The organism is Helicobacter sp. 11-8110, from assembly GCF_003288905.1.
Lineage (GTDB): Bacteria > Campylobacterota > Campylobacteria > Campylobacterales > Helicobacteraceae > Helicobacter_D > Helicobacter_D colisuis.
Genome location: NZ_NHYL01000001.1, coordinates 1 through 18577, shown reverse-complemented (window position 1 = coordinate 18577; position 18577 = coordinate 1). Strand labels below are relative to the sequence as shown.

Sequence of the window (18577 nt, the reverse complement as noted above, 5' to 3'; positions counted from 1 at the left end):
CTTATAAGCTTTTTAATCTTAAGTCAATTAGGCTTTGTTATCTTTATAAACATTTAATGCCGCAAAACTTTGCGAAGTTGGCATCATCTCTAAAGTATTAATATTTACGTGTTTTGGCAAAGTTGCCACCCAAAAAACTGCCTCTGCAACATCTTGTGGTTTAAGTGCATTAGAATCTTTATAAAGTGCTTCTACTTGCTTTATATCCCCTTTAAATCGCACCAAAGAAAATTCACTATCACTAGTAAGTCCAGGTTCAATATCGCTTACTCTCACATTTGTTCCTGCTAAATCTGCTCTCAAATTAAGCGCAAATTGTCGCACAAAAGCCTTACTTGCCCCATAAACATTACTCCCAGGATAATGATATCTACCAGCAATCGAACCTATAGTAATAATATGACCGCTTTTTCTCTCCACCATTTGTGGCAATACAAGACGCGTTATATATGTCAAAGCCTTAATATTTACTTCAATCATCTGATCCCAATCTTCAATATTACATTCACTTGCTCTCTGAAGTCCTAATGCTAATCCTGCATTATTCACTAAAACATCAATTTCTTGATATTCTTTAGGTAGTGATTTTAATCCTAATTTCAAGGCTTCTCTATCGCAAATATCACAAGCTATTATTGCACAATTCCCAATTTCTTTTTGCAATGATTCTAATTTTTCTTTGCGTCTTGCTAGAGCAATTACCTTATGCCCATTTTTTGCAAAAATCTTTGCAATCTCTCTACCAAAACCAACAGAAGCTCCTGTTACTAAAACAACCATTTTACACTCCTTTTTATTGAATTTTACATTGCTGTATTAATTTAAAATGCTCAGAAATCTCTTTTTCTTTTTGAATATCCTCTTGCGCAATTTCACCTATAACTATTTGAGCATTTTTGCAATCATTAAGTTTATAATAACCCCACGCTAAAGAATCTAAAAAATAAGGATTCTTTGGTTCTTGCTTCAAAGCTTCTTGCACACATTGCATCCCTTTTTTTATATCCAAACTATGATCAATTAGCAAATATCCATAATAATTCCAATATAAAGCATTATTGGATTTTTTTACCACTTCTTCAAATTTATTAGTTACTTGCCTTAAAAGTATTATGTTATTGCGATTCTGCGCATTTTCATAAATCAACATTGCTTCTAGGGCAAGATAATCTACATTACCATTTTCTGCATAGAGTTTTTGCAATAGCGCTATAGCCTTTTTATGTTCTTTTGTAAGGCGATAAATTTCCAATAAAAATTCATCTCTTGATTGAATATTTGGATTTTGCTCCAAAAATTTTCTTGCTTGATTAAAATAATTACCTTTAAAATAAATCTCTAAAACAAAACGAGCATATTTTGAATCGTGAGTTGCTTTATAGAGATTTTGATAGATTCTTGCTGCATCAAGAACTTTTTTCTCTTCTAAATAAACTAAAGCTAGTCTCTCTCCAATATTTTGTGAAATTCCATATTTTTTAATATGTTCTTCATAAACTCCAATTGCTTTATTTTTATCTTTCAAAAAAAGTAAATAAATTGAAGCAAGCTTATTAGCAATCTGTTCATTTCCACTTAGCAAATAAGATTCTCTTAAATAGGCAATAGCTTTTTGATAATCATTTTGCAAAAAATAAATCGAAGATGCAATTTCTAAATTTTGAGCGCTTCTATCTTGTTTGAGTAGGTCTTGAATCTCTTGATTAGCTGCTCTAAAGTCTCCCATATTCCCTAAAATCTCAATCAATACTTGCTGCATTTCCTCATCTTTAGGGTATTTTTTTTGGTATTCCAAAGCTATTTTTTTAGCCTCATTCCACTCTTCTTTAAGCATTAAGATTCCAATGATTTCTTTTAAATAGGCTTTATCTTGTGTTAATTTATAAGCCTTAGTTAGATTTTCTTTAGCTAAATCATGAAGCTTTAGATCCAAAGCTGCATAAGCTTGCATAATATACATATCTTCTAAATTTTCAACTTCCTTATAAGTGTTATTAGAAAAATCAATTTGCATTTTAGGCAAACAACCCACCAAAACTAAAAACAAACAGATTCCACTTACCAAAATAATTAAAATTTTATTTTTTAATAACACCGATACATTCCTCTATCAAAGTTTCAAAATTTTCTTTATAACAATCCCAAAATGGAAATTTGATGCATTGTTTTGGGCGATTCTCGTAAATTTGACATTGTCCTTTTGTTTCATCAAAAAAGATACAGGCATAACCTTCTCCTTTTGCTTCCTTTTTTTCAATTAAAGAATAACGATAGCCAACCTTTTTAACATATTTTAGAGCAAAACTCTCAAAATCCATTTGGAGTGATTTTGCTATTTTTTGAATTTCATTTGGAGTTACAAAAATATAACCACTTTCTCCCTTGCAACATTTTCCACCGCACTCTTGACATTTTGTGAAATCAAAATCAAATAAAAATCCCTCTGCCTTTAGCATTTAATACTCCAAGTATGAGCGCACTTATAAATTTCTTGCACTTCTTTTGAAAATTCATTATTCCAATGCGTTAAAAGAGGAGGCAAGATTCGCATCTGACTTTTAGAATTCTTTTTTGCCCTACAAAGTAGCAGTGTTGCTTCCTCGCTCTCTCTAGGATGCACATAGCGCACCACAATGGGTCTAATTTTAAATTCAAATAATATACCAAAAACCTTAAAACTTTCCCTGCTATCATAGCAAAAAATAAATTCCCCTTGCGGTTTTAACAAGGTATTTATTTTTTTAACCATAGCGCTAAAGGGTAGATTTTCTTCATATCTTGCAAGGCAAATATCACTATTTTTACTTCGAATCACGCCATTATGATAAAAGGGAGGATTACTAAGAATATAATCAAACTTCAAATCTAAAAAATCATATTCTAAAAAATCCCCGCCTATCAAATTAGCTCTAATTTTATTTACTCTAAGATTATGTTGGCACAGCTCTAGCATTTTGGGATTTTTCTCAATCATAGCTAAATCCATTTCCACTTCTCTTGCACAAAGAAGTCCAAGCACACCACTACCAGAACCTACTTCCAAAACTTGCTTTTTAGGTTTAAGAGATTTTAATGCAAAATCATACAAAAATAAAGTATCACTATTATAACAATATCCCTCTTTGGGCTGATAAATTTGCATTTAGATTCCTGAAATAATAAGAGTAAAGCCACTATTAAGCTCTTTAAAAGAGATCATTTGGGCTGTAACTTGATAGGTTATTTGATAATTTATATCATTTATTCTTTGCTCATAGCCTTCATTAAAAACCACTTTATTTTTCCCTCCTAAGATCTCTTTGCCTTCTAAAATGGCTTTAAAATCTAATTCCAATAACCCATCATTGCCAAAAAGTTTTCTAGTTATCGTATTTTTTGCATAACATTGTTGATTAAGGCAAATACGATTCTTAAAAACCAAAAATTCTAAAAGTAAATGCCCTGCATTAAAAATTTCCAAAGAAATGTCGCCATTAGAATAAGATTTTATCAATCCCGCATCATAGAATCGAAAATCTTTTGTAGAAAAAAAGATAATTTTAGGAGTAGTTTTCTCTAGGCTTAAAGAGGGCTTAGCACACCCCCCAAGCACTACAAGTAATAAGAAAATTAAAAATTTTCGCCTGTTAAAATACGATACCATCTTTTTCCATCAAGCTTTAATTCCATATTAACTTGGCACAAACCATCTTTATAAATAGTCTCGATAATTTCAGCATTTCTAATCACTGCCATTACTTTAGTTTTTACCGTAGAGTTCTTTAATACCATATCTCTAACGGTATCTTGTGCATTTACTCTGATCCCATACATTTTCTCACCAATCTGTCTATATGCATCAACAATTGCCGCTCTTTTAGCTAATGCTAAGGCTTGTGCAGGAGAAAGTGTTGATTCTGGAGCAACACCCATACCTATTGCGCTAATTTCAATAATACTAGAAGGTGTGATAATAGGTGCATTTGGAATCACAATATCATCGCCACCAACTTCTATACCTTGTAAATTTGTTGGCACATTAGAATTTCTATTTGTCTGCAAACTTACATTGCCAATAGGGCTAACTTCAGTTGTTGTAGTTGTAGCTGTATTAACTTGCGCAGCAAACAAACTTGTCCCAAAAAGCATTCCTGCTAAAACTAATGAAATCGTTTTTTTTGTTACCATTTCAATCCTTTGAATTTTATTTAAAATACATTACCCTATAAAGCAATCTGCGTTCCAATTATTGTTTCCCTTAGATTCTCCACCATTTTTTCCATTGCCTTACCATACAATTCTCCTGCTTTTCTCCAAAGATCTTCCATATTATCATAAGGCAAATGCAAACTACCCAACACCAAATGATAAAGAAAATGACTTAAAGTCCCTCCAAATAAAATCCCTACAAAAGCATTTTTCTGGGAAGTTTGTGCGATTGCCTCAAAGATTTTATCTACCGCACTAAAAAGACTTTTTTTGTTACTTACTTTTGCTTTAAATAAATCTCCAATTGTGTTTTTAAAAGCAAGAATCTCAAAAATATAAAGCTGAGAATCTCTAGTATAAAATTTCTCTGCTTTAGGATCTTTAAAAAGTGATTTTAGTTGCTCCAAAGCCTCCTTTTTGTTGATTTCTTTTAACTCAAAATCTTCATAATGTATGGGTGTAGCCCCTTGAATATAAGCACCATCATTTAAGTTTAAAATATTAAAAGGCTTAAGGGTTCTAAAGGCTTCTTCTAGCGCATTTCTTGAGAGGGAATAAAGAGCATCTGAATAAATATCCTCACTAAAATTACCCCTTACTTGATAAGCGCCTTGTGGAATCTCTTCTTTTTCTTCTCCATAATAAGAATTTTTGGCATGTTTCTTAGCGCCCTTTTTATACCCACAATCAAGCCCACACAAAATTACATCACTACCTAAATAACTTGCCAAAGAGGCTCCAGCATTCCCCACTAGCGGTGCTGTAAATTTGACTTTAAATTTGGGCTCATTTAAATTTGCAGCACTAGAACCATCTCTTTCAAACAAATAAATTTCTTTTGCTAATTCTTTAGCTTCTTTAGTTAGCACTGAAGCACAAAGCAAGGGAATATCACCAAGTGGAGCTTCCCTTAAAACCTCCCCCAAATAATGATGCCTTTCAATTTCAATTTGAAAATCTGGTTTGATTCCAGCAGCCAAAAGTGGTTTTAGCGCTGTTCCACAACTAAAAAGAATCATTTTATTTTGATTAGTCTTAATAAAAGGGAGTAAATAATCTAAACTTGGTCCATTAGCAATCACGCAAATAGGAGCATTAATGCGTTTTGGCTCCACTAACATAGGCAAAAGTGGAAAACTTTTTTTATTTCTAATTCCTATCATTTCATCCTCATAAGTCCCCCAACCCCTAAGAGATTGCAAGTGCAATTCATGCACAATAGATCGAGCACTCATATTAAGAGGAGTTTGATACATCATTAATTCTAAACGCATCACAGAAGTGCTGATTCTTCGCATCAAAAAAAAGCTTAGAGCATAATCTTTTTTCATCAAGCTTTCAATAAAAATGTATCCACCCTTATTTTCTGTCTTGTAAAATAAAGTTGCAAAATCTACAAAAAAACAAGCAATTCTAAACAAATCTAGTGATTCTTCAAAAATAAAAAAATTGTTAAATTTATTGTATTTCTCCACTAATGCTTGCAAGAAGATTCCACCCCCAAGCCCAAAAAGACTAATATTGGGCAAAAAATCTGAAGGCAAGTGATAAGAATCAACACCGCCATTTTGGGCTACAAAATCCAAAATTCCATTAACCAAAATTGAACTATAAGGAAAATCTTCATTCATTATAGAAATATCGCTACCATAGACACGATTCCACTTTTCATTAATTGGCGGATTAAAGGCACAATTTTTATGCACCAAAAGCATCGTTGAATAACCCTTATCTAAGGGAAACATCAAAGAATTATTAAGTGTGTTAATGATATTTAAGCCTTCTTTACCAATGTAGAGCTGATATTCTTTAAAGGGCTCTTGCAAAGCTGCAAAAAGATTAGGATAATTAACTTGAAAAAAATTCAAATTTTCCTTAAATCTTTGAGAGCAAAATGCTTCAATCTCCTCACAACTACTCTTTTCTAAAAATTCTATAATTCCCATTCTTTACTCATTTGAAGATTATTTTACTTTAAAAACTTTATATTTTCTTGACAAATTCATAACAATAATTTTGTTATAATACAACATAGTTTCTGAAAAATACAATTTTACACTATAAATATTAAGGCAATCAATGCTTTTAGAATTTTTAAAACACCCAAAGCACACAGGCTCTCTTTATTCTAGTTCCCAAGCCCTAAGTCAAGCTATAGTTAGCAACATAGATCTTCAAAACGCAAATTACATTGCCGAAATTGGTCCAGGCTTAGGCGCTTTTACTCAAAAGATTCTCAATCTCAAATCTAAAGAATCTCATTATTTTGCCATTGAAATTAATCCTCACTTTGTTAAAAAACTCCAAGAAAAATTTCCCCATATTGAAATAGAACACAAAAATGCCAACAGAATCCTTTCAATTATGCGCAATAAAGATATTCAACATCTTGATGTTATTGTTTCTGGAATTCCATGGAGTTTGCTTAAATCAAAAGAACAAGATTTGCTTTTAAAAAATATTCATCAAGCCCTAAAAAAGGGAGGAAGTTTTTCTACCTTTGCTTATGTGCTCCCCACTCCTAAAGCCTTAAGCTTTAAAAAGAAACTTCGAAAATACTTTTCTCATGTCAAAACTTCCCCTATTATTTGGAATAATCTACCACCTGCTTTTGTTTATTATTGTAAAAAGTAATTTTTCTTAGTTTTTTAAATTTTAAAAGACTATAATTACACTTTTAAATCTTTTCAAAGGTATCTAATGCAAAATTTTAAAATTTTTAGTGGGAATGCGCATCGTGAGTTTTCCGAGAAAGTCGCAAAAAGTCTTGATGTGGAATTGTCTAATGCTGAAATTACGCGTTTTAGCGATGGAGAAATTAATATTAGGCTTTGTGAGAGTGTAAGAGGAAAAGAAGTCTTTGTGATTCAGCCCACTTGTGCGCCCACTAATGATAATTTAATGGAGCTACTTATTATGGTTGATGCACTCAAAAGAAGTTCTGCGGGTTCTATTAATGTTATTATGCCTTATTTTGGCTATGCAAGACAAGATAGAAAGGCTGCTCCAAGAGTGCCAATTAGCGCAAAATTAGTCGCGGATTTGTTGCAATGTGCTGGAATCACGCGCCTTATTACAATGGATTTACATGCAGGGCAGATTCAAGGCTTTTTTAATATTCCTGTGGATAATCTCTATGGTTCTATTGTGTTAAAAAATTATGTTGCTTCCAAAAACTTCCCAAACCCAATCATTGCTAGTCCTGACATTGGCGGAGTAGCTCGCGCAAGATACTTTGCAAAACTTTTAGGACTAGAAATTGTTATTGTAGATAAAAGACGCGAAAAGGCAAATGAAAGTGAAGTGATGAATATTATTGGAAATGTAGAAGGCAAAAATGTCATCTTAATTGACGATATGATTGACACTGCAGGGACTATCATAAAGGCTGCAGAAGCTTTTAAGAAAAATGGTGCAAGTAGTGTGATTGCATTAGGCACACACGCAGTTTTTAGCGGTCCTGCTTACCAAAGAATCCAAGAAAGCTCCCTTGATGAAATTATTATTACAGATACTATCCCTCTTAAAGAAAAAATAGAAAAAATTAAAGTCGTAAGCGTAGCACCTTTGTTTGCTGAAGTTATTAGAAGGATCAATCACAATGAAAGCGTTAATTCACTTTTTATTTAAGCTTTTTCTTTGCTACTTTATTTTGGGAGTTTCACTCAATGCTGCAGAATCTAAAAAGATTCAAGCCATTTTAGAAACAACTTCAGGAAAAATTACTCTAGACTTATTCCCAGAAGTGGCGCCAAAAGCTGTGGAAAACTTTGTAACACATATTAATAATGGATATTATAATGGCACAATTTTTCATCGCACGATTCGCAAATTTATGATTCAAGGTGGCGATCCAACAGGAACAGGCAGTGGTGGAGAATCCATTTGGGGAGAAGATTTTGAAGACGAAATTGCTAAAGGCTATGCCTTTGATAGAACGGGGATTTTAGCTATGGCAAATTCAGGACCAAATACCAATGGAAGTCAATTCTTCATCACCACCACAAGAACACCCCATTTAAATGGACTACACACAATCTTTGGAGAAATTAGCAAAGACAATCAAGAAGAAAGCTTCAAAACTCTAAGAAAAATTGAATATTCTCCCACTAATTCTCAAGACAAGCCCCTCAAAGAGCAAAAAATCATTAAGGCTTATATTATTCAATAATCCACAAAAAAGCTTAAATAATTCCCCTATTTAAGCTTTCTTTTATAAAGCAATAAAATTCCCATTACCACAGCAAAAAACACAATTTCTATCAAGAGATTTTGATAATTTTCCATTTTAAACATTCAATAAAAGATTTTGTAAAATTTTATCACTTTTAAGCAAATTCTCTCTCTTAGAAAACTCCAAAGAATCTAAATAATTTTCATCTTGTAAATCTCTAGCGACTTCTAACCATTCTTGAATTTCTTCATCACTAGTTGCAATTTTTGCCTGTGTTTCTTTGACTTCATCTTTTTCTTCTTGCTTTGGCTCTTTTGTTTCTTCTTTAGCACCCAAATTTAGCAAAATATTATTAAGCGATTCCTCAATATTTTCAACTTCAAGATTGAATTTTTGTATCACAAAAATATCTAGGCTTTTAGAATCTTTGCTAGTTTGAAAAAGCATAATTTCATTTTTATCCCCCATAATTTCATTAAGACTTAAAGCACCATCTAAGTTACTATCTTGCGAGATAGAATGATTAATATAATCTCCCAAATTATCAATAAAACCAACTTGTTCTAAGAACTTCATTTGTTCATCTACACTACCTGGAATCTGCTCAGCTATAGAATGGTATTGCCCATCTTTTAAAGAAACAAGGCTATTTAAGTGAATTCCCTCTTCTAAGCTAATTTTTCCATCACCATCTACATCGCCCTCTAAATAACCCATACCATAAGCAGCATCATAATACCAACCCTTTACATAATCACTTGCTGCTTCTAAACTTCCAAACTTTTCATTTAGTTTTTTAGCATTTGCTTCACTTAAAGGAATAGCAACCTTTTTTCCACTTACCTCATCAATAAAGCTTATTGCATTCTCCTCCACACTCTCCTCTGCATTGATTTCTAGAGGATTATAAGCATTTTTGACCTCTTCACTCACATTTTGTGGAACTTTTGTGCTAGTTTGAACGATCGTTTTTTCCAAAAATACCCCCACAGAAGTGGAAGTTGCCATTGTAGATTCTTGATTTTTACTTGTAAGACTTTCCTTAATCTCTTGCTTGATTTTTTCTTTTTCTTTAGCCTTACTTGCCTCATATGCTATTTTATCAAGTGTTGCTAGGTGTTGGCTATTTTGCATTTCTTCATCTAAGGCAAGTGGATTTGGGATTGCATTTTTAGAATCAAATACACTATTTTTTGCTGCTTCTTGCGATTCTCCTCCCTGCCCTAACATTGATAATGCACTAGACTGCCCCTCTTTGGCACTCTCTAAGCTATTTTTCAAAGCCTCTACATTAATTTCTTTGGCAATTTTAGGCGAAATACTTCCGTTTTGCTTAAGTTGCGAAATCGCCTCCTGCATTAATTTTTGTTTCTCAAAATATTTATCTTGACTTGAAGTTGTGCTTAGTCTTTTGTTTTCTTTGCTTCTTGAAGCCCAATTTTGCTGAATCTCTTGTGAAAAAGTTACACCTTTAATATAAGAAGAATAATTTCCTCGTGCATCAATATAATACATTGTTTTCTCCCAAATGTTACTCTATCCTTGAGAAATAAATTTCGTTCCTATGGCATTTTACAAGCAATTTTTATTCCTTATTCAAAAATTATCTACCTTTAATTTTTTTAACTTTATAATTCTACTTTTATTTCAAAATTTTAGGATTTAAGTGCAAACACTTCAAAGGGCATTACTTTTACAAAAACTTTATTTATTAAAATCCATTGGTTTTAATTATTGTAATTTGCAATTCCAAAAACCCTTACAAACTCAATTCCCAAGCCAAAGCCCAAAGAATCTTAATCAAATCATCAAAGAATGCCAACTCTGCCCACAAAAACTCTCCCCACCACACACAGGACTTTGCAATCCATGCTCAAAACTGCTTTTTTTAACTATGATGCCTCTTTTAGATTTGCAAATGCGCTTTGTCTCTAAAGGTGCATTAATGTTAAAAAAAATTATTGAAAATGTCTTTGCACTCCAATTGCAGGAAGTCTCCATTCTCTCACTTCTTAAATGTGAGATTCCCAAAAATACACAAGATAAATGCGCTAAAAACTGCATGGGCTATTTCCTTAAGCAATTAGAATTTTCTCAAAGCAAAATCATTGTAATTTTAGGCGAAGAAGTCTATAGTGCCCTAACTCAAGACAAAACTCCCTACAAAAACATACAAGGCAAATTACTCAAATGGAACAGCTTAAAACTTTTTCCGACCTTTTCACTCACCCAGCTCTTAAGGCAACCAGAGTTTAAAATACAAGCTCATAAGGAATTTTTAACCCTCAAAAAGGATTTCTATGAAAACAATTAATAAAATCTTATTGCTATGGCTTTTACCAAGCCTTATTTTTGCAAGTGGAAGATACCCATCACCTCTCCCCACTCCTAGCACAGAAATTTTAAATATTGAAACCCAAAAATGCAACACAAGCTGTTTGGAGAGATTATTAGAACAAGGACAAGTCTTTTCTTTTATTGCTAATTTCACACAAGACAACCAAAATCAAACCCTACTTGAATCGCTTAATGCGCTAATGAGTGCTTTAGATATTTCTCAAATTCCTTATTTTGAAAATTCCAAACAATCATTTTTTAATATCGCACTTTTATTTTCTCGCAAAGACATTGGTGCTTATTCAGCCTCAACTACTAATGTGATTCTAAGTTATCTACTGCACCAAAACAAGCCCTTTAACTTCGAAGTCTTTGATAGCAAAAGCGAATCTGCACAAGATCTGCAAGTTGCTATTGATGCGATTCACTCTAAAGGTTACCGACAAATCATCGCAATTCTAACTTACAATGGCGCTAATAATCTTAACACACTTAAAATTCAAACCCCTATTTTTATACCCAGTGTGCATTCCTCTCAAATCACAACCACCCCACTTCCAAACATTATCTATGGGGGCATTAGCTATGAAGAGCAAATCCAAGAACTCTCCAGATTTAATCCACAAAGCAAAGCGGCTAGTTTTTATGATTCTAGCTACATAGGCAATCAAATCCACCAAAGCGTCTTAAAATATAATCCCAACATTGTTTATTCAACTGCTTTTAATCTTAAAGATAATTCCAATTTTACAAAAACCGCAAGAACACTCAAGCCCTTACTAGAGCATTCACGAATTTTTCTTAATACACCTGTGATTAATTCAAGCATTGTCCTTTCACAACTCACTTATTATAGCATCGCAACTGAAGGTGTCTATTCCACACAAATCAACTACAGCCCAACACTTCTCTCCATCACACAACCCAAAGATAGAAAAAAAATGTATATTGCAAACTCAATTCAACCTTTAGATGATTTACTAAGCGAAGAGAGTAAAATGCTTAATGTGGATTTAGAATACGATTGGATTAATTACGCCACTGCTTTTGGGATTGAATATTTTTATCGCAAAAATACCCCTAGCGCAAAGGATTATTTCAAAGAAAATATCAAGGACAATCAAGTTCAATATAAAATTGAAATCCTATCGCCCATTAACAATCGCTTTGTAAATTCTAATGCTTCCTTTTAAGCTTAAGATTATTCAAAAGCACAATTACAAAAACCTAAGAATGTCTTTTAGAGATTCTTCTACCTTGCTAATTAGTGCCCCAAAACACTTTACCAAAAAGAAATGTTTAGAGTTTTTAAAGCAAAATCAAAGCTGGATAGAAGAACAACAACAACTTTGGAATCAAAGGCTAAATCTAAAGCTACCTAATCATCAAATATTTCTTTTTGGAGAATGGCAGAATATCCAAAATGTGGAAATCCAAAATGCTTGGAGAGAATTGCACCACTCCCCAATCCAAAAAGCACAAAAAACTTTGATAAATTTTTATCAAAACGAGCTTGATTCTTATATTCAAGTCCAAATACCACTTTTCTCTACGCAAATGGGACTTTTTCCTAATAGAATCTTATATGGCAAAAGCTACAATCAACTTGCTTGCTGTTACCACAAAACCAAAAATCTTCGTTTTAGCCTAAGGCTTGCATTCACACCAAAATGGCTTATTAATTCAATTATTATCCACGAACTAGCTCATATTCGCTACCCCAATCACCAAAAAGATTTTTGGAATCTCATAAACACTCACGATCAAAATCCACAAAAGATTCACATTTGGCTTAGAGAACATCAGGATTTATTACTTCTTTTGTATCAAAAAATCTTTAAAGCTTAGTAAAAATATTATAAAAAGATTCTACCACCTTGTAAAAATATAAGGGTTTTAATAATAGCAAGAATCTAACACTTGTGCAAAATTAGCAAAGCTCTCATCACTTTTAGGTAAATACAATCCCAATTGCTTTTTTCCTTTAATTTTTATGTTAATATCTAAAAAGATAAAAATTACAAAACAAAAAAGGATTAATAATGAAAGTTTTGGGGTTTGATATTGGTATTAATTCCATTGGTTGGGCATTTGTGGAAAATAATGAATTAAAAGATTGCGGTGTTAGACTATTTACTAAGGCAGAAAATCCAAAAACCAAAGAATCCCTAGCACTTCCACGCAGAAATGCAAGAAGCAGTCGTGTGCGATTAAGGAGAAGAAGAAGTCGGCTTCTTTCTTTAAAACACATTATTTCTAAAGAATTTGGATTGCACTATGGAGATTACATAGCCTTAGATGGGAATTTACCCAAGGCTTATACAGGAAAGATAGAGAGCATTTACAAACTAAGATATGAAGCCCTAAGCCAAGCAATTAGCAAAGAAGATTTAGCAAGAGTGATTTTACACATTGCCAAACATCGTGGTTATATGAATAAAAATCAAAAGACATCACAAGATAACGAAAAAGGTGCTATTTTAAGCGCCATAAAAGAAAATTCAAACAAGATTAAACACTACCAAACTGCTGGGGAATATCTCTACAAAGAACTTTTTGAAAACCTAAGAGATGGAACTAAGGAATTTAAAAATATCCGCAACAAAACAATGAAAAACGAAAAAACAGGCAATATGGAAACAACTTATTACAATACCATTTTAGCAAGTGATTTAGAAAAAGAATTGAAGCTGATTTTAGAGAAGCAACAAGCTTATCATAACTATAGCGATACATTTATCAAAGAAGTTTTGGAGATAGCTTTTTATCAAAGACCGCTAAAGGATTTTTCACACTTGGTAGGTTCTTGCACTTTTTATGAAAACGAAAAAAGAGCATGCAAGAATTCATATAGTGCTTGGGAGTTTATTGCCTTAGGAAAAATCATCAACTCTTTAGAAAGTATCAGAAAAGACACAGGAGAAATATTTTCTAATGAAATTCTTACACAGATTCTAAGTGAAGTTCTAGACAAAGGAAGTCTAAGCTACACAAAACTTAGAAAAATGATAAATCTAGATGAAAAAGTGAAATTCAAAGGGCTTAAATACGATAAAGAAAGCGTAGAAAAAACTAATCTAATAGAATTTAAAAAATTAAAAGAATTTAAAAAAGCATTAGGAGAGCACAACTTAGAGAGAAAAACTCTTGATGAAATTGCAACACACATAACACTCATAAAAGATGAAAATCAACTCAAAAAACAACTAGAACAATATGCACTATCACAAAACCAAATTAACACCCTTGTAGAACTTGATTTTAACGATCATATTAATCTTAGCTTTAAAGCACTCTATAAAATCCTACCTTTAATGGAAAAGGGAAAGAGATACGATGAAGCTTGTAATGAATTAGGCTTGAAAGCTAAAACTAGCAATCAAAAAAGTGAATTTTTACTAGCCTTTTATGATTCTATTTTTGCTCAAGAACTCACAAATCCTATTGTCAATCGTGCAATTAGCGAATACAGAAAAGTTTTAAATAGGCTTTTAAAAAAATATGGGAAAATGCATAAAATCCACATTGAGTTAGCAAGAGATGCGGGTTTAAGCAAAGAAGCAAGAAATAAAATAGAAAAAGAACAAAAAGAAAACAAAAATATCAATGACAATGCAGAAAAAACCTGCACAGAATTTGGCTTAAAACCCAATGCAAAAAATATCCTAAAAATCAAACTTTGGAGAGAACAAGGTGAAATTTGTGCCTATAGTGGCAAAAAAATTACCATTGATGATTTAAAAGAAGATAAGGCATTGGAAGTCGATCATATTTATCCTTATTCAAGAAGCTATGATGATTCTTATAATAATAAAGTCTTAGTTTTTGTAAGGGAGAATCAACTCAAATTAAATCAAACCCCTTATGAAGCTTTTGGTTCTAATCAAGAAAAATGGAGCAAGATTCAAGTCTTAGCTCAAAAACTTCCTTACAAAAAGAAAATCAGAATCTTAGATGAAAATTTTAAAAACAAAGATCAAATTGAATTTATCAGCAGAAATTTAAATGACACAAGATATGCCACTTCCCTTATAGCTAAATACACAAAAGAGTATTTAGAGTTTTTACCCCTAAGTGATAATGAAGATATAAGCTTAAGAAGTGGGGAAAAAGGAAGCAAAGCGCATGTGCAAACTATGAATGGAATGCTTACTTCTGTGCTAAGACACGCTTGGGGATTTTCACAAAAAGATAGAAACAACCACCTTCATCACGCCTTAGATGCAATTATTATTGCTTATAGCACAAACTCCATTATCAAAGCATTTTCAGACTTTAAGAAAAATCAAGAAATCCTAAAAGCAAAATTGTATGCCAAAAAGCTTACAAGCGAAGAATACAAAAATCAATCCAAATTTACTGGATTTGAAAAATATCGCTCTAAGATACTAGAAAAGCTTGATTCAATCTTTGTCTCCAAACCGCCTAATAAAAACACAAAAGGCGCATTGCATGAGCAAACTTTTTATAGTTATCAAGATATTTTAAAGGAATACAAAACACAAGAAGGACTAAAAAGAGCCTTAGAATGTGGCAAAGTAAGAAAAATAGGGACAAAATATGTCGTTAATGACAGAATGGTAAGGCTAGATATTTTTACAAAGGATAATAAATTCTATGGAATACCTATCTATACAATGGACTTTGCTTTAAGAGTGTTACCCAATAAGGTAGTTACCATTGGAACAGACAAAGACAAAATCCAAAAAGAATGGAAAACCATAGATGAAACCTATGAATTTTGCTTTTCTTTATACAAAGGAGATTTAGTGTTGGTTCAAAAAAAGGAAATGCAAGAGTCAGAATTTGCTTATTATAATGGTTTTGATATTTCAAATGCAAGTATCTCCCTAGAAAAACACGACAATAAATTTGAAAATTTAACAGAAAATCAAAAACTCCTATTCCCAAAAGCCAAAGAAGGGAATGTCGAAGTAAGAGGTATAGGAATACAAGGTTTAAAAGTCTTTAAAAAATATATGGTAACACCGCTAGGGGAGATTCAAGAAGCAAGAACTGAAGCAAGACAAAATATCCAACCAAGAAAAAAACATGGCTTACGATGAGGCTTTTAAGAGTATTTTGGTTTCAAGCAAGGCTAAATTAAGCCTTGAACTTGAACATCTTGTGATTCAACAAGATAAAAATATAGCCAAAATTTTTCTTAAAGATATTAATTTCATTATATTAGAATCACTCCAAGCAACCCTTACTTCAAAACTGCTTAGCACTTTAGCAAAACATAAAATTATCCTTTTAACTTGTGATGAATTTCATCATATTAATGGGATATTTTCTCCATTTCTAGGGCATTTTATGAGTGCAAAAGTCGCCAAAATGCAAATACAAGTCAGTTTGCAGAGAAAAGCGATTTTATGGCAAAAAATTATCAAAAATAAAATCTCCAATCAAGCCCATATCCTAAGACAAGCTCATCATGCAACAGAATCTGATGATCTTTTTAAATTAGCAAAAGATGTTACCCTAAATGATGCTAAGAATATAGAAGCAAAAGCTGCAATTTTATATTTTAAAACTTTATTTGGAAAAGACTTCACAAGAGAAAAGATATGTTTTATTAATTTTGCACTTAATTATGGTTATGCCATTGTAAGGGCTAATATTATTAGAGCAGTTTGCATAAGTGGGCTTCTACCTTGGTATGGAATAAAACATGATAATATCTACAATGATTTTAATCTTTGCGATGATTTAATTGAAGTTTTTAGACCATTAGTAGATTTTTATGTATTGCATTTAAAAGCTCCGAAAGATTGTGAATTTTTAGACAAAGAAAATAAGCAAAAACTAATCAACATATTGCAAAAAGAAGTAATATTAGAAAATAAAACCTACCCATTAAATAGAGCTATAAATTTCTATGTTCAAAATTTTAAAAATGCTTTATTAGAAAATGAAAATCTCATAAAGGTTAAATTCTAATGGTGAAGGATAAATTTATGCGGATATTACTAATGTTTGATATGCCAACAAAAAGCAAAAAAGATCAAAAAAATGCTACAAAATTTAGAAACGCATTAATAAAGCTTGGTTTTTTTATGATGCAATTTAGCGTTTATGTAAGAATCTGCAAAGGGTTAATGTCTGCCAAAAGCACCATAAAATCTATAGAAAAGATTTTACCACCTTGTGGAAATATAAGGGTTTTAATAATAACAGAAAAGCAATTTGATAATATGCAAATACTTTTAGGAGAAGCATCTTTCAATGAGCAAATAAATAATAACAAAAACTTAACGCTTTTTGAATGGAATGAAAATACACAAGATTATAAATATTCTAAAGAAAGCATAAAATAAAGATTCGGTTTTAAAAGGAATTTTAATCCTGCGTGGCTTACCGAAAACCACTTATTTTAGTCCCTTTTTAAATTTCTCTAGCAAAATTTTAGCATATTTTTCACTAATTTTTCTACTTAAATCCCTGAATTTCTTGGTTTTTGGGGTATCTATTTTACCATAAAGAAATTTAAGAAGGGACTAAAACGCTACAAAATCGTTTATTTCTGTAGCATAAATTTTACCATAAAGAAATTTAAGAAGGGACTAAAACCATTCATAGACCTACTTATAACAATGTTTAATTTTACCATAAAGAAATTTAAGAAGGGACTAAAACTTGGAAATCCAACATACAAGATAGTTGGAGATTTTACCATAAAGAAATTTAAGAAGGGACTAAAACTTAAGCAAAAGTGCTACAAAATGCGATTATATTTTACCATAAAGAAATTTAAGAAGGGACTAAAACAAAAGTGGCAAATGTATCAATGGAAGGTGCATTTTACCATAAAGAAATTTAAGAAGGGACTAAAACAGCGAGTGTATTATCTATGAAGAGAAAATTATTTTACCATAAAGAAATTTAAGAAGGGACTAAAACGAATTTGGTTTGCTACATTTTGTAATATAGATAATTAGTAATAGATTTCAATCCCCTTTAATCGGGTCTTATATTGTTAATTAGAATTATTCACAGGGCTTTACGATAAAAATGTTTCAATCCCCTTTAATCGGGTCTTATATTGTTAATGTTAACGCTTACATTGAAAGGGTGGCTGCAGAAATAAGTTTCAATCCCCTTTAATCGGGTCTTATATTGTTAATGCTACACTCAAAATAGAGTGTAATGGTATGAATAGAGTTTCAATCCCCTTTAATCGGGTCTTATATTGTTAATAAGAAGAGATTGAAGGTGATACTAGGATTACAATTAGCGTTTCAATCCCCTTTAATCGGGTCTTATATTGTTAATAAAAGAAATTTTAGGTAAATTATTTTACATGTATTTGTTTCAATCCCCTTTAATCGGGTCTTATATTGTTAATGGTAGGCAATGATGCTCATCACACACTTCGCTTTGGTTTCAATCCCCTTTAATCGGGTCTTATATTGTTAATAATAAAGTAAAAGAACAAAATATAGAAATGTCTAATGAGGTTTCAATCCCCTTTAATCGGGTCTTATATTGTTAATTTCATTATAAAGGAGTTAAAATGTTATGGATAATACTTATGTTTCAATCCCCTTTAATCGGGTCTTATATTGTTAATAAGTAAAAGAGGCAAATAGAGCTGTTAGTGAAATAGGTTTCAATCCCCTTTAATCGGGTCTTATATTGTTAATAGCAGACAAGAAGCTGAAGTTGCTGGTGAAGTTAAAAGTTTCAATCCCCTTTAATCGGGTCTTATATTGTTAATAGCCAATAATAGCAATCTTTGCCATAGAGAAATAAAACAAGTATTATTAATTTACTTTACTAAAAGTCTTATAAATACTTACTTTTTCTTTCTTTATTATAAAAAGTTCGCAAATATAATGGTATTTTCAAAAAGTAACTTCATGGTTTTGACAATGA

The 18577-nt window shown here is 31.7% G+C and carries 17 protein-coding genes and 2 CRISPR repeat arrays; of the genes, 9 read left to right on the top strand and 8 right to left on the bottom strand.

Annotated features, from left to right (window positions below; translation table 11 throughout):
* Window positions 1–27: 27 nt before the first annotated feature.
* Genes CCY98_RS00085 through CCY98_RS00055 form a run of 7 tightly spaced genes read right to left on the bottom strand, consistent with a single transcriptional unit; the run spans window position 28 to window position 6134 of the window.
* Window positions 28–780, bottom strand: a complete 753-nt coding sequence (locus CCY98_RS00085) for an SDR family NAD(P)-dependent oxidoreductase (protein WP_112056579.1) — start codon at window positions 778–780, stop codon at window positions 28–30.
* A gap of 13 nt (window positions 781–793) precedes the next feature.
* The gene (locus tag CCY98_RS00080) at window positions 794–2095 is read right to left on the bottom strand and encodes a hypothetical protein (RefSeq protein ID WP_112056578.1); all 1302 of its coding nucleotides are present in this window, start codon (window positions 2093–2095) and stop codon (window positions 794–796) included.
* Window positions 2079–2456 (bottom strand): YkgJ family cysteine cluster protein, encoded by a 378-nt coding sequence (locus tag CCY98_RS00075; RefSeq protein ID WP_112056577.1) that lies wholly within the window; start codon window positions 2454–2456, stop codon window positions 2079–2081. The genes CCY98_RS00080 and CCY98_RS00075 overlap by 17 nt, the downstream gene beginning before the upstream one ends.
* The gene (locus CCY98_RS00070; RefSeq protein ID WP_112056576.1) at window positions 2450–3142 is read right to left on the bottom strand and encodes a methyltransferase; all 693 of its coding nucleotides are present in this window, start codon (window positions 3140–3142) and stop codon (window positions 2450–2452) included. Before CCY98_RS00070 ends, CCY98_RS00075 begins: the two co-directional genes overlap by 7 nt.
* Entirely contained in the window at window positions 3143–3643 is a 501-nt protein-coding gene (locus tag CCY98_RS00065) for a hypothetical protein (RefSeq protein WP_112056575.1), read from the bottom strand.
* Complete coding sequence (locus tag CCY98_RS00060) at window positions 3610–4167, bottom strand: LPP20 family lipoprotein (protein WP_112056574.1); 558 nt, start codon at window positions 4165–4167, stop codon at window positions 3610–3612. Before CCY98_RS00060 ends, CCY98_RS00065 begins: the two co-directional genes overlap by 34 nt.
* Window positions 4168–4202: 35 nt before the next feature.
* Window positions 4203–6134, bottom strand: a complete 1932-nt coding sequence (locus tag CCY98_RS00055; RefSeq protein ID WP_112056573.1) for a 6-hydroxymethylpterin diphosphokinase MptE-like protein — start codon at window positions 6132–6134, stop codon at window positions 4203–4205.
* 133 nt (window positions 6135–6267) lie between these two features.
* Between CCY98_RS00055 and CCY98_RS00050 the strand changes: the two genes are divergently transcribed.
* The 3 genes from CCY98_RS00050 (at window position 6268) to CCY98_RS00040 (ending at window position 8359) form a co-directional block, all read left to right on the top strand.
* Window positions 6268–6822, top strand: coding sequence for an rRNA adenine N-6-methyltransferase family protein (locus CCY98_RS00050; RefSeq protein WP_112056572.1), 555 nt, complete (start codon window positions 6268–6270; stop codon window positions 6820–6822).
* Between the two features lie 66 nt (window positions 6823–6888).
* On the top strand, window positions 6889–7818 hold the full coding sequence (locus tag CCY98_RS00045; RefSeq protein WP_112056571.1) for a ribose-phosphate pyrophosphokinase: 930 nt from the start codon (window positions 6889–6891) through the stop codon (window positions 7816–7818).
* Window positions 7790–8359: a peptidylprolyl isomerase gene (locus CCY98_RS00040; protein ID WP_112056570.1), complete on the top strand. Its 570-nt coding sequence runs from the start codon at window positions 7790–7792 to the stop codon at window positions 8357–8359. The genes CCY98_RS00045 and CCY98_RS00040 overlap by 29 nt, the downstream gene beginning before the upstream one ends.
* 117 nt (window positions 8360–8476) lie before the next feature.
* Here the strand turns inward: CCY98_RS00040 and CCY98_RS00035 are convergent, their stop codons facing one another.
* A complete protein-coding gene (locus CCY98_RS00035) occupies window positions 8477–9877 on the bottom strand; it encodes a hypothetical protein (protein ID WP_112056569.1) in 1401 nt (466 codons plus the stop codon).
* A 151-nt stretch (window positions 9878–10028) separates the two neighbouring features.
* Here CCY98_RS00035 and CCY98_RS00030 point away from each other — a divergent pair, with 151 nt between their 5' ends.
* The 6 genes from CCY98_RS00030 to cas2 all read left to right on the top strand — a co-directional run bounded on the left by CCY98_RS00030 (window position 10029) and on the right by cas2 (window position 17019).
* Entirely contained in the window at window positions 10029–10676 is a 648-nt protein-coding gene (locus CCY98_RS00030; protein ID WP_112056568.1) for a uracil-DNA glycosylase family protein, read from the top strand.
* A complete protein-coding gene (locus CCY98_RS00025) occupies window positions 10663–11892 on the top strand; it encodes a hypothetical protein (protein ID WP_112056567.1) in 1230 nt (409 codons plus the stop codon). The genes CCY98_RS00030 and CCY98_RS00025 overlap by 14 nt, the downstream gene beginning before the upstream one ends.
* Window positions 11879–12547: a YgjP-like metallopeptidase domain-containing protein gene (locus CCY98_RS00020; RefSeq protein ID WP_112056566.1), complete on the top strand. Its 669-nt coding sequence runs from the start codon at window positions 11879–11881 to the stop codon at window positions 12545–12547. Before CCY98_RS00025 ends, CCY98_RS00020 begins: the two co-directional genes overlap by 14 nt.
* Before the next feature lie 191 nt (window positions 12548–12738).
* Complete coding sequence (cas9, locus tag CCY98_RS00015; RefSeq protein WP_258438076.1) at window positions 12739–15765, top strand: type II CRISPR RNA-guided endonuclease Cas9; 3027 nt, start codon at window positions 12739–12741, stop codon at window positions 15763–15765.
* Window positions 15752–16642 (top strand): type II CRISPR-associated endonuclease Cas1, encoded by an 891-nt coding sequence (cas1, locus tag CCY98_RS00010; RefSeq protein ID WP_112056564.1) that lies wholly within the window; start codon window positions 15752–15754, stop codon window positions 16640–16642. The genes cas9 and cas1 overlap by 14 nt, the downstream gene beginning before the upstream one ends.
* Window positions 16643–16659: 17 nt before the next feature.
* Window positions 16660–17019: a CRISPR-associated endonuclease Cas2 gene (gene cas2 / locus CCY98_RS00005; protein WP_242099836.1), complete on the top strand. Its 360-nt coding sequence runs from the start codon at window positions 16660–16662 to the stop codon at window positions 17017–17019.
* 151 nt (window positions 17020–17170) lie between these two features.
* Window positions 17171–17602: direct repeats of the CRISPR family, unit length 36 nt; unit sequence ATTTTACCATAAAGAAATTTAAGAAGGGACTAAAAC.
* Between the two features lie 44 nt (window positions 17603–17646).
* A CRISPR array of direct repeats spans window positions 17647–18419; the repeat unit is 37 nt; unit sequence GTTTCAATCCCCTTTAATCGGGTCTTATATTGTTAAT.
* Between the last annotated feature and the right edge of the window lie 158 nt (window positions 18420–18577).

Bases quoted from the DNA above. Each gene is read 5' to 3' on its own strand.
- CCY98_RS00070 (WP_112056576.1), bottom strand. From the start codon at position 3,142: ATGCAAATTTATCAGCCCAAAGAGGGATATTGTTATAATAGTGATACT.
- CCY98_RS00040 (WP_112056570.1), top strand. From the start codon at position 7,790: ATGAAAGCGTTAATTCACTTTTTATTTAAGCTTTTTCTTTGCTACTTT.
- CCY98_RS00085 (WP_112056579.1), bottom strand. From the start codon at position 780: ATGGTTGTTTTAGTAACAGGAGCTTCTGTTGGTTTTGGTAGAGAGATT.
- CCY98_RS00060 (WP_112056574.1), bottom strand. From the start codon at position 4,167: ATGGTAACAAAAAAAACGATTTCATTAGTTTTAGCAGGAATGCTTTTT.
- CCY98_RS00055 (WP_112056573.1), bottom strand. From the start codon at position 6,134: ATGGGAATTATAGAATTTTTAGAAAAGAGTAGTTGTGAGGAGATTGAA.
- CCY98_RS00075 (WP_112056577.1), bottom strand. From the start codon at position 2,456: ATGCTAAAGGCAGAGGGATTTTTATTTGATTTTGATTTCACAAAATGT.
- CCY98_RS00045 (WP_112056571.1), top strand. From the start codon at position 6,889: ATGCAAAATTTTAAAATTTTTAGTGGGAATGCGCATCGTGAGTTTTCC.
- CCY98_RS00065 (WP_112056575.1), bottom strand. From the start codon at position 3,643: ATGGTATCGTATTTTAACAGGCGAAAATTTTTAATTTTCTTATTACTT.
- CCY98_RS00035 (WP_112056569.1), bottom strand. From the start codon at position 9,877: ATGTATTATATTGATGCACGAGGAAATTATTCTTCTTATATTAAAGGT.
- CCY98_RS00025 (WP_112056567.1), top strand. From the start codon at position 10,663: ATGAAAACAATTAATAAAATCTTATTGCTATGGCTTTTACCAAGCCTT.
- cas2 (WP_242099836.1), top strand. From the start codon at position 16,660: ATGCGGATATTACTAATGTTTGATATGCCAACAAAAAGCAAAAAAGAT.
- CCY98_RS00020 (WP_112056566.1), top strand. From the start codon at position 11,879: ATGCTTCCTTTTAAGCTTAAGATTATTCAAAAGCACAATTACAAAAAC.
- CCY98_RS00050 (WP_112056572.1), top strand. From the start codon at position 6,268: ATGCTTTTAGAATTTTTAAAACACCCAAAGCACACAGGCTCTCTTTAT.
- cas1 (WP_112056564.1), top strand. From the start codon at position 15,752: ATGGCTTACGATGAGGCTTTTAAGAGTATTTTGGTTTCAAGCAAGGCT.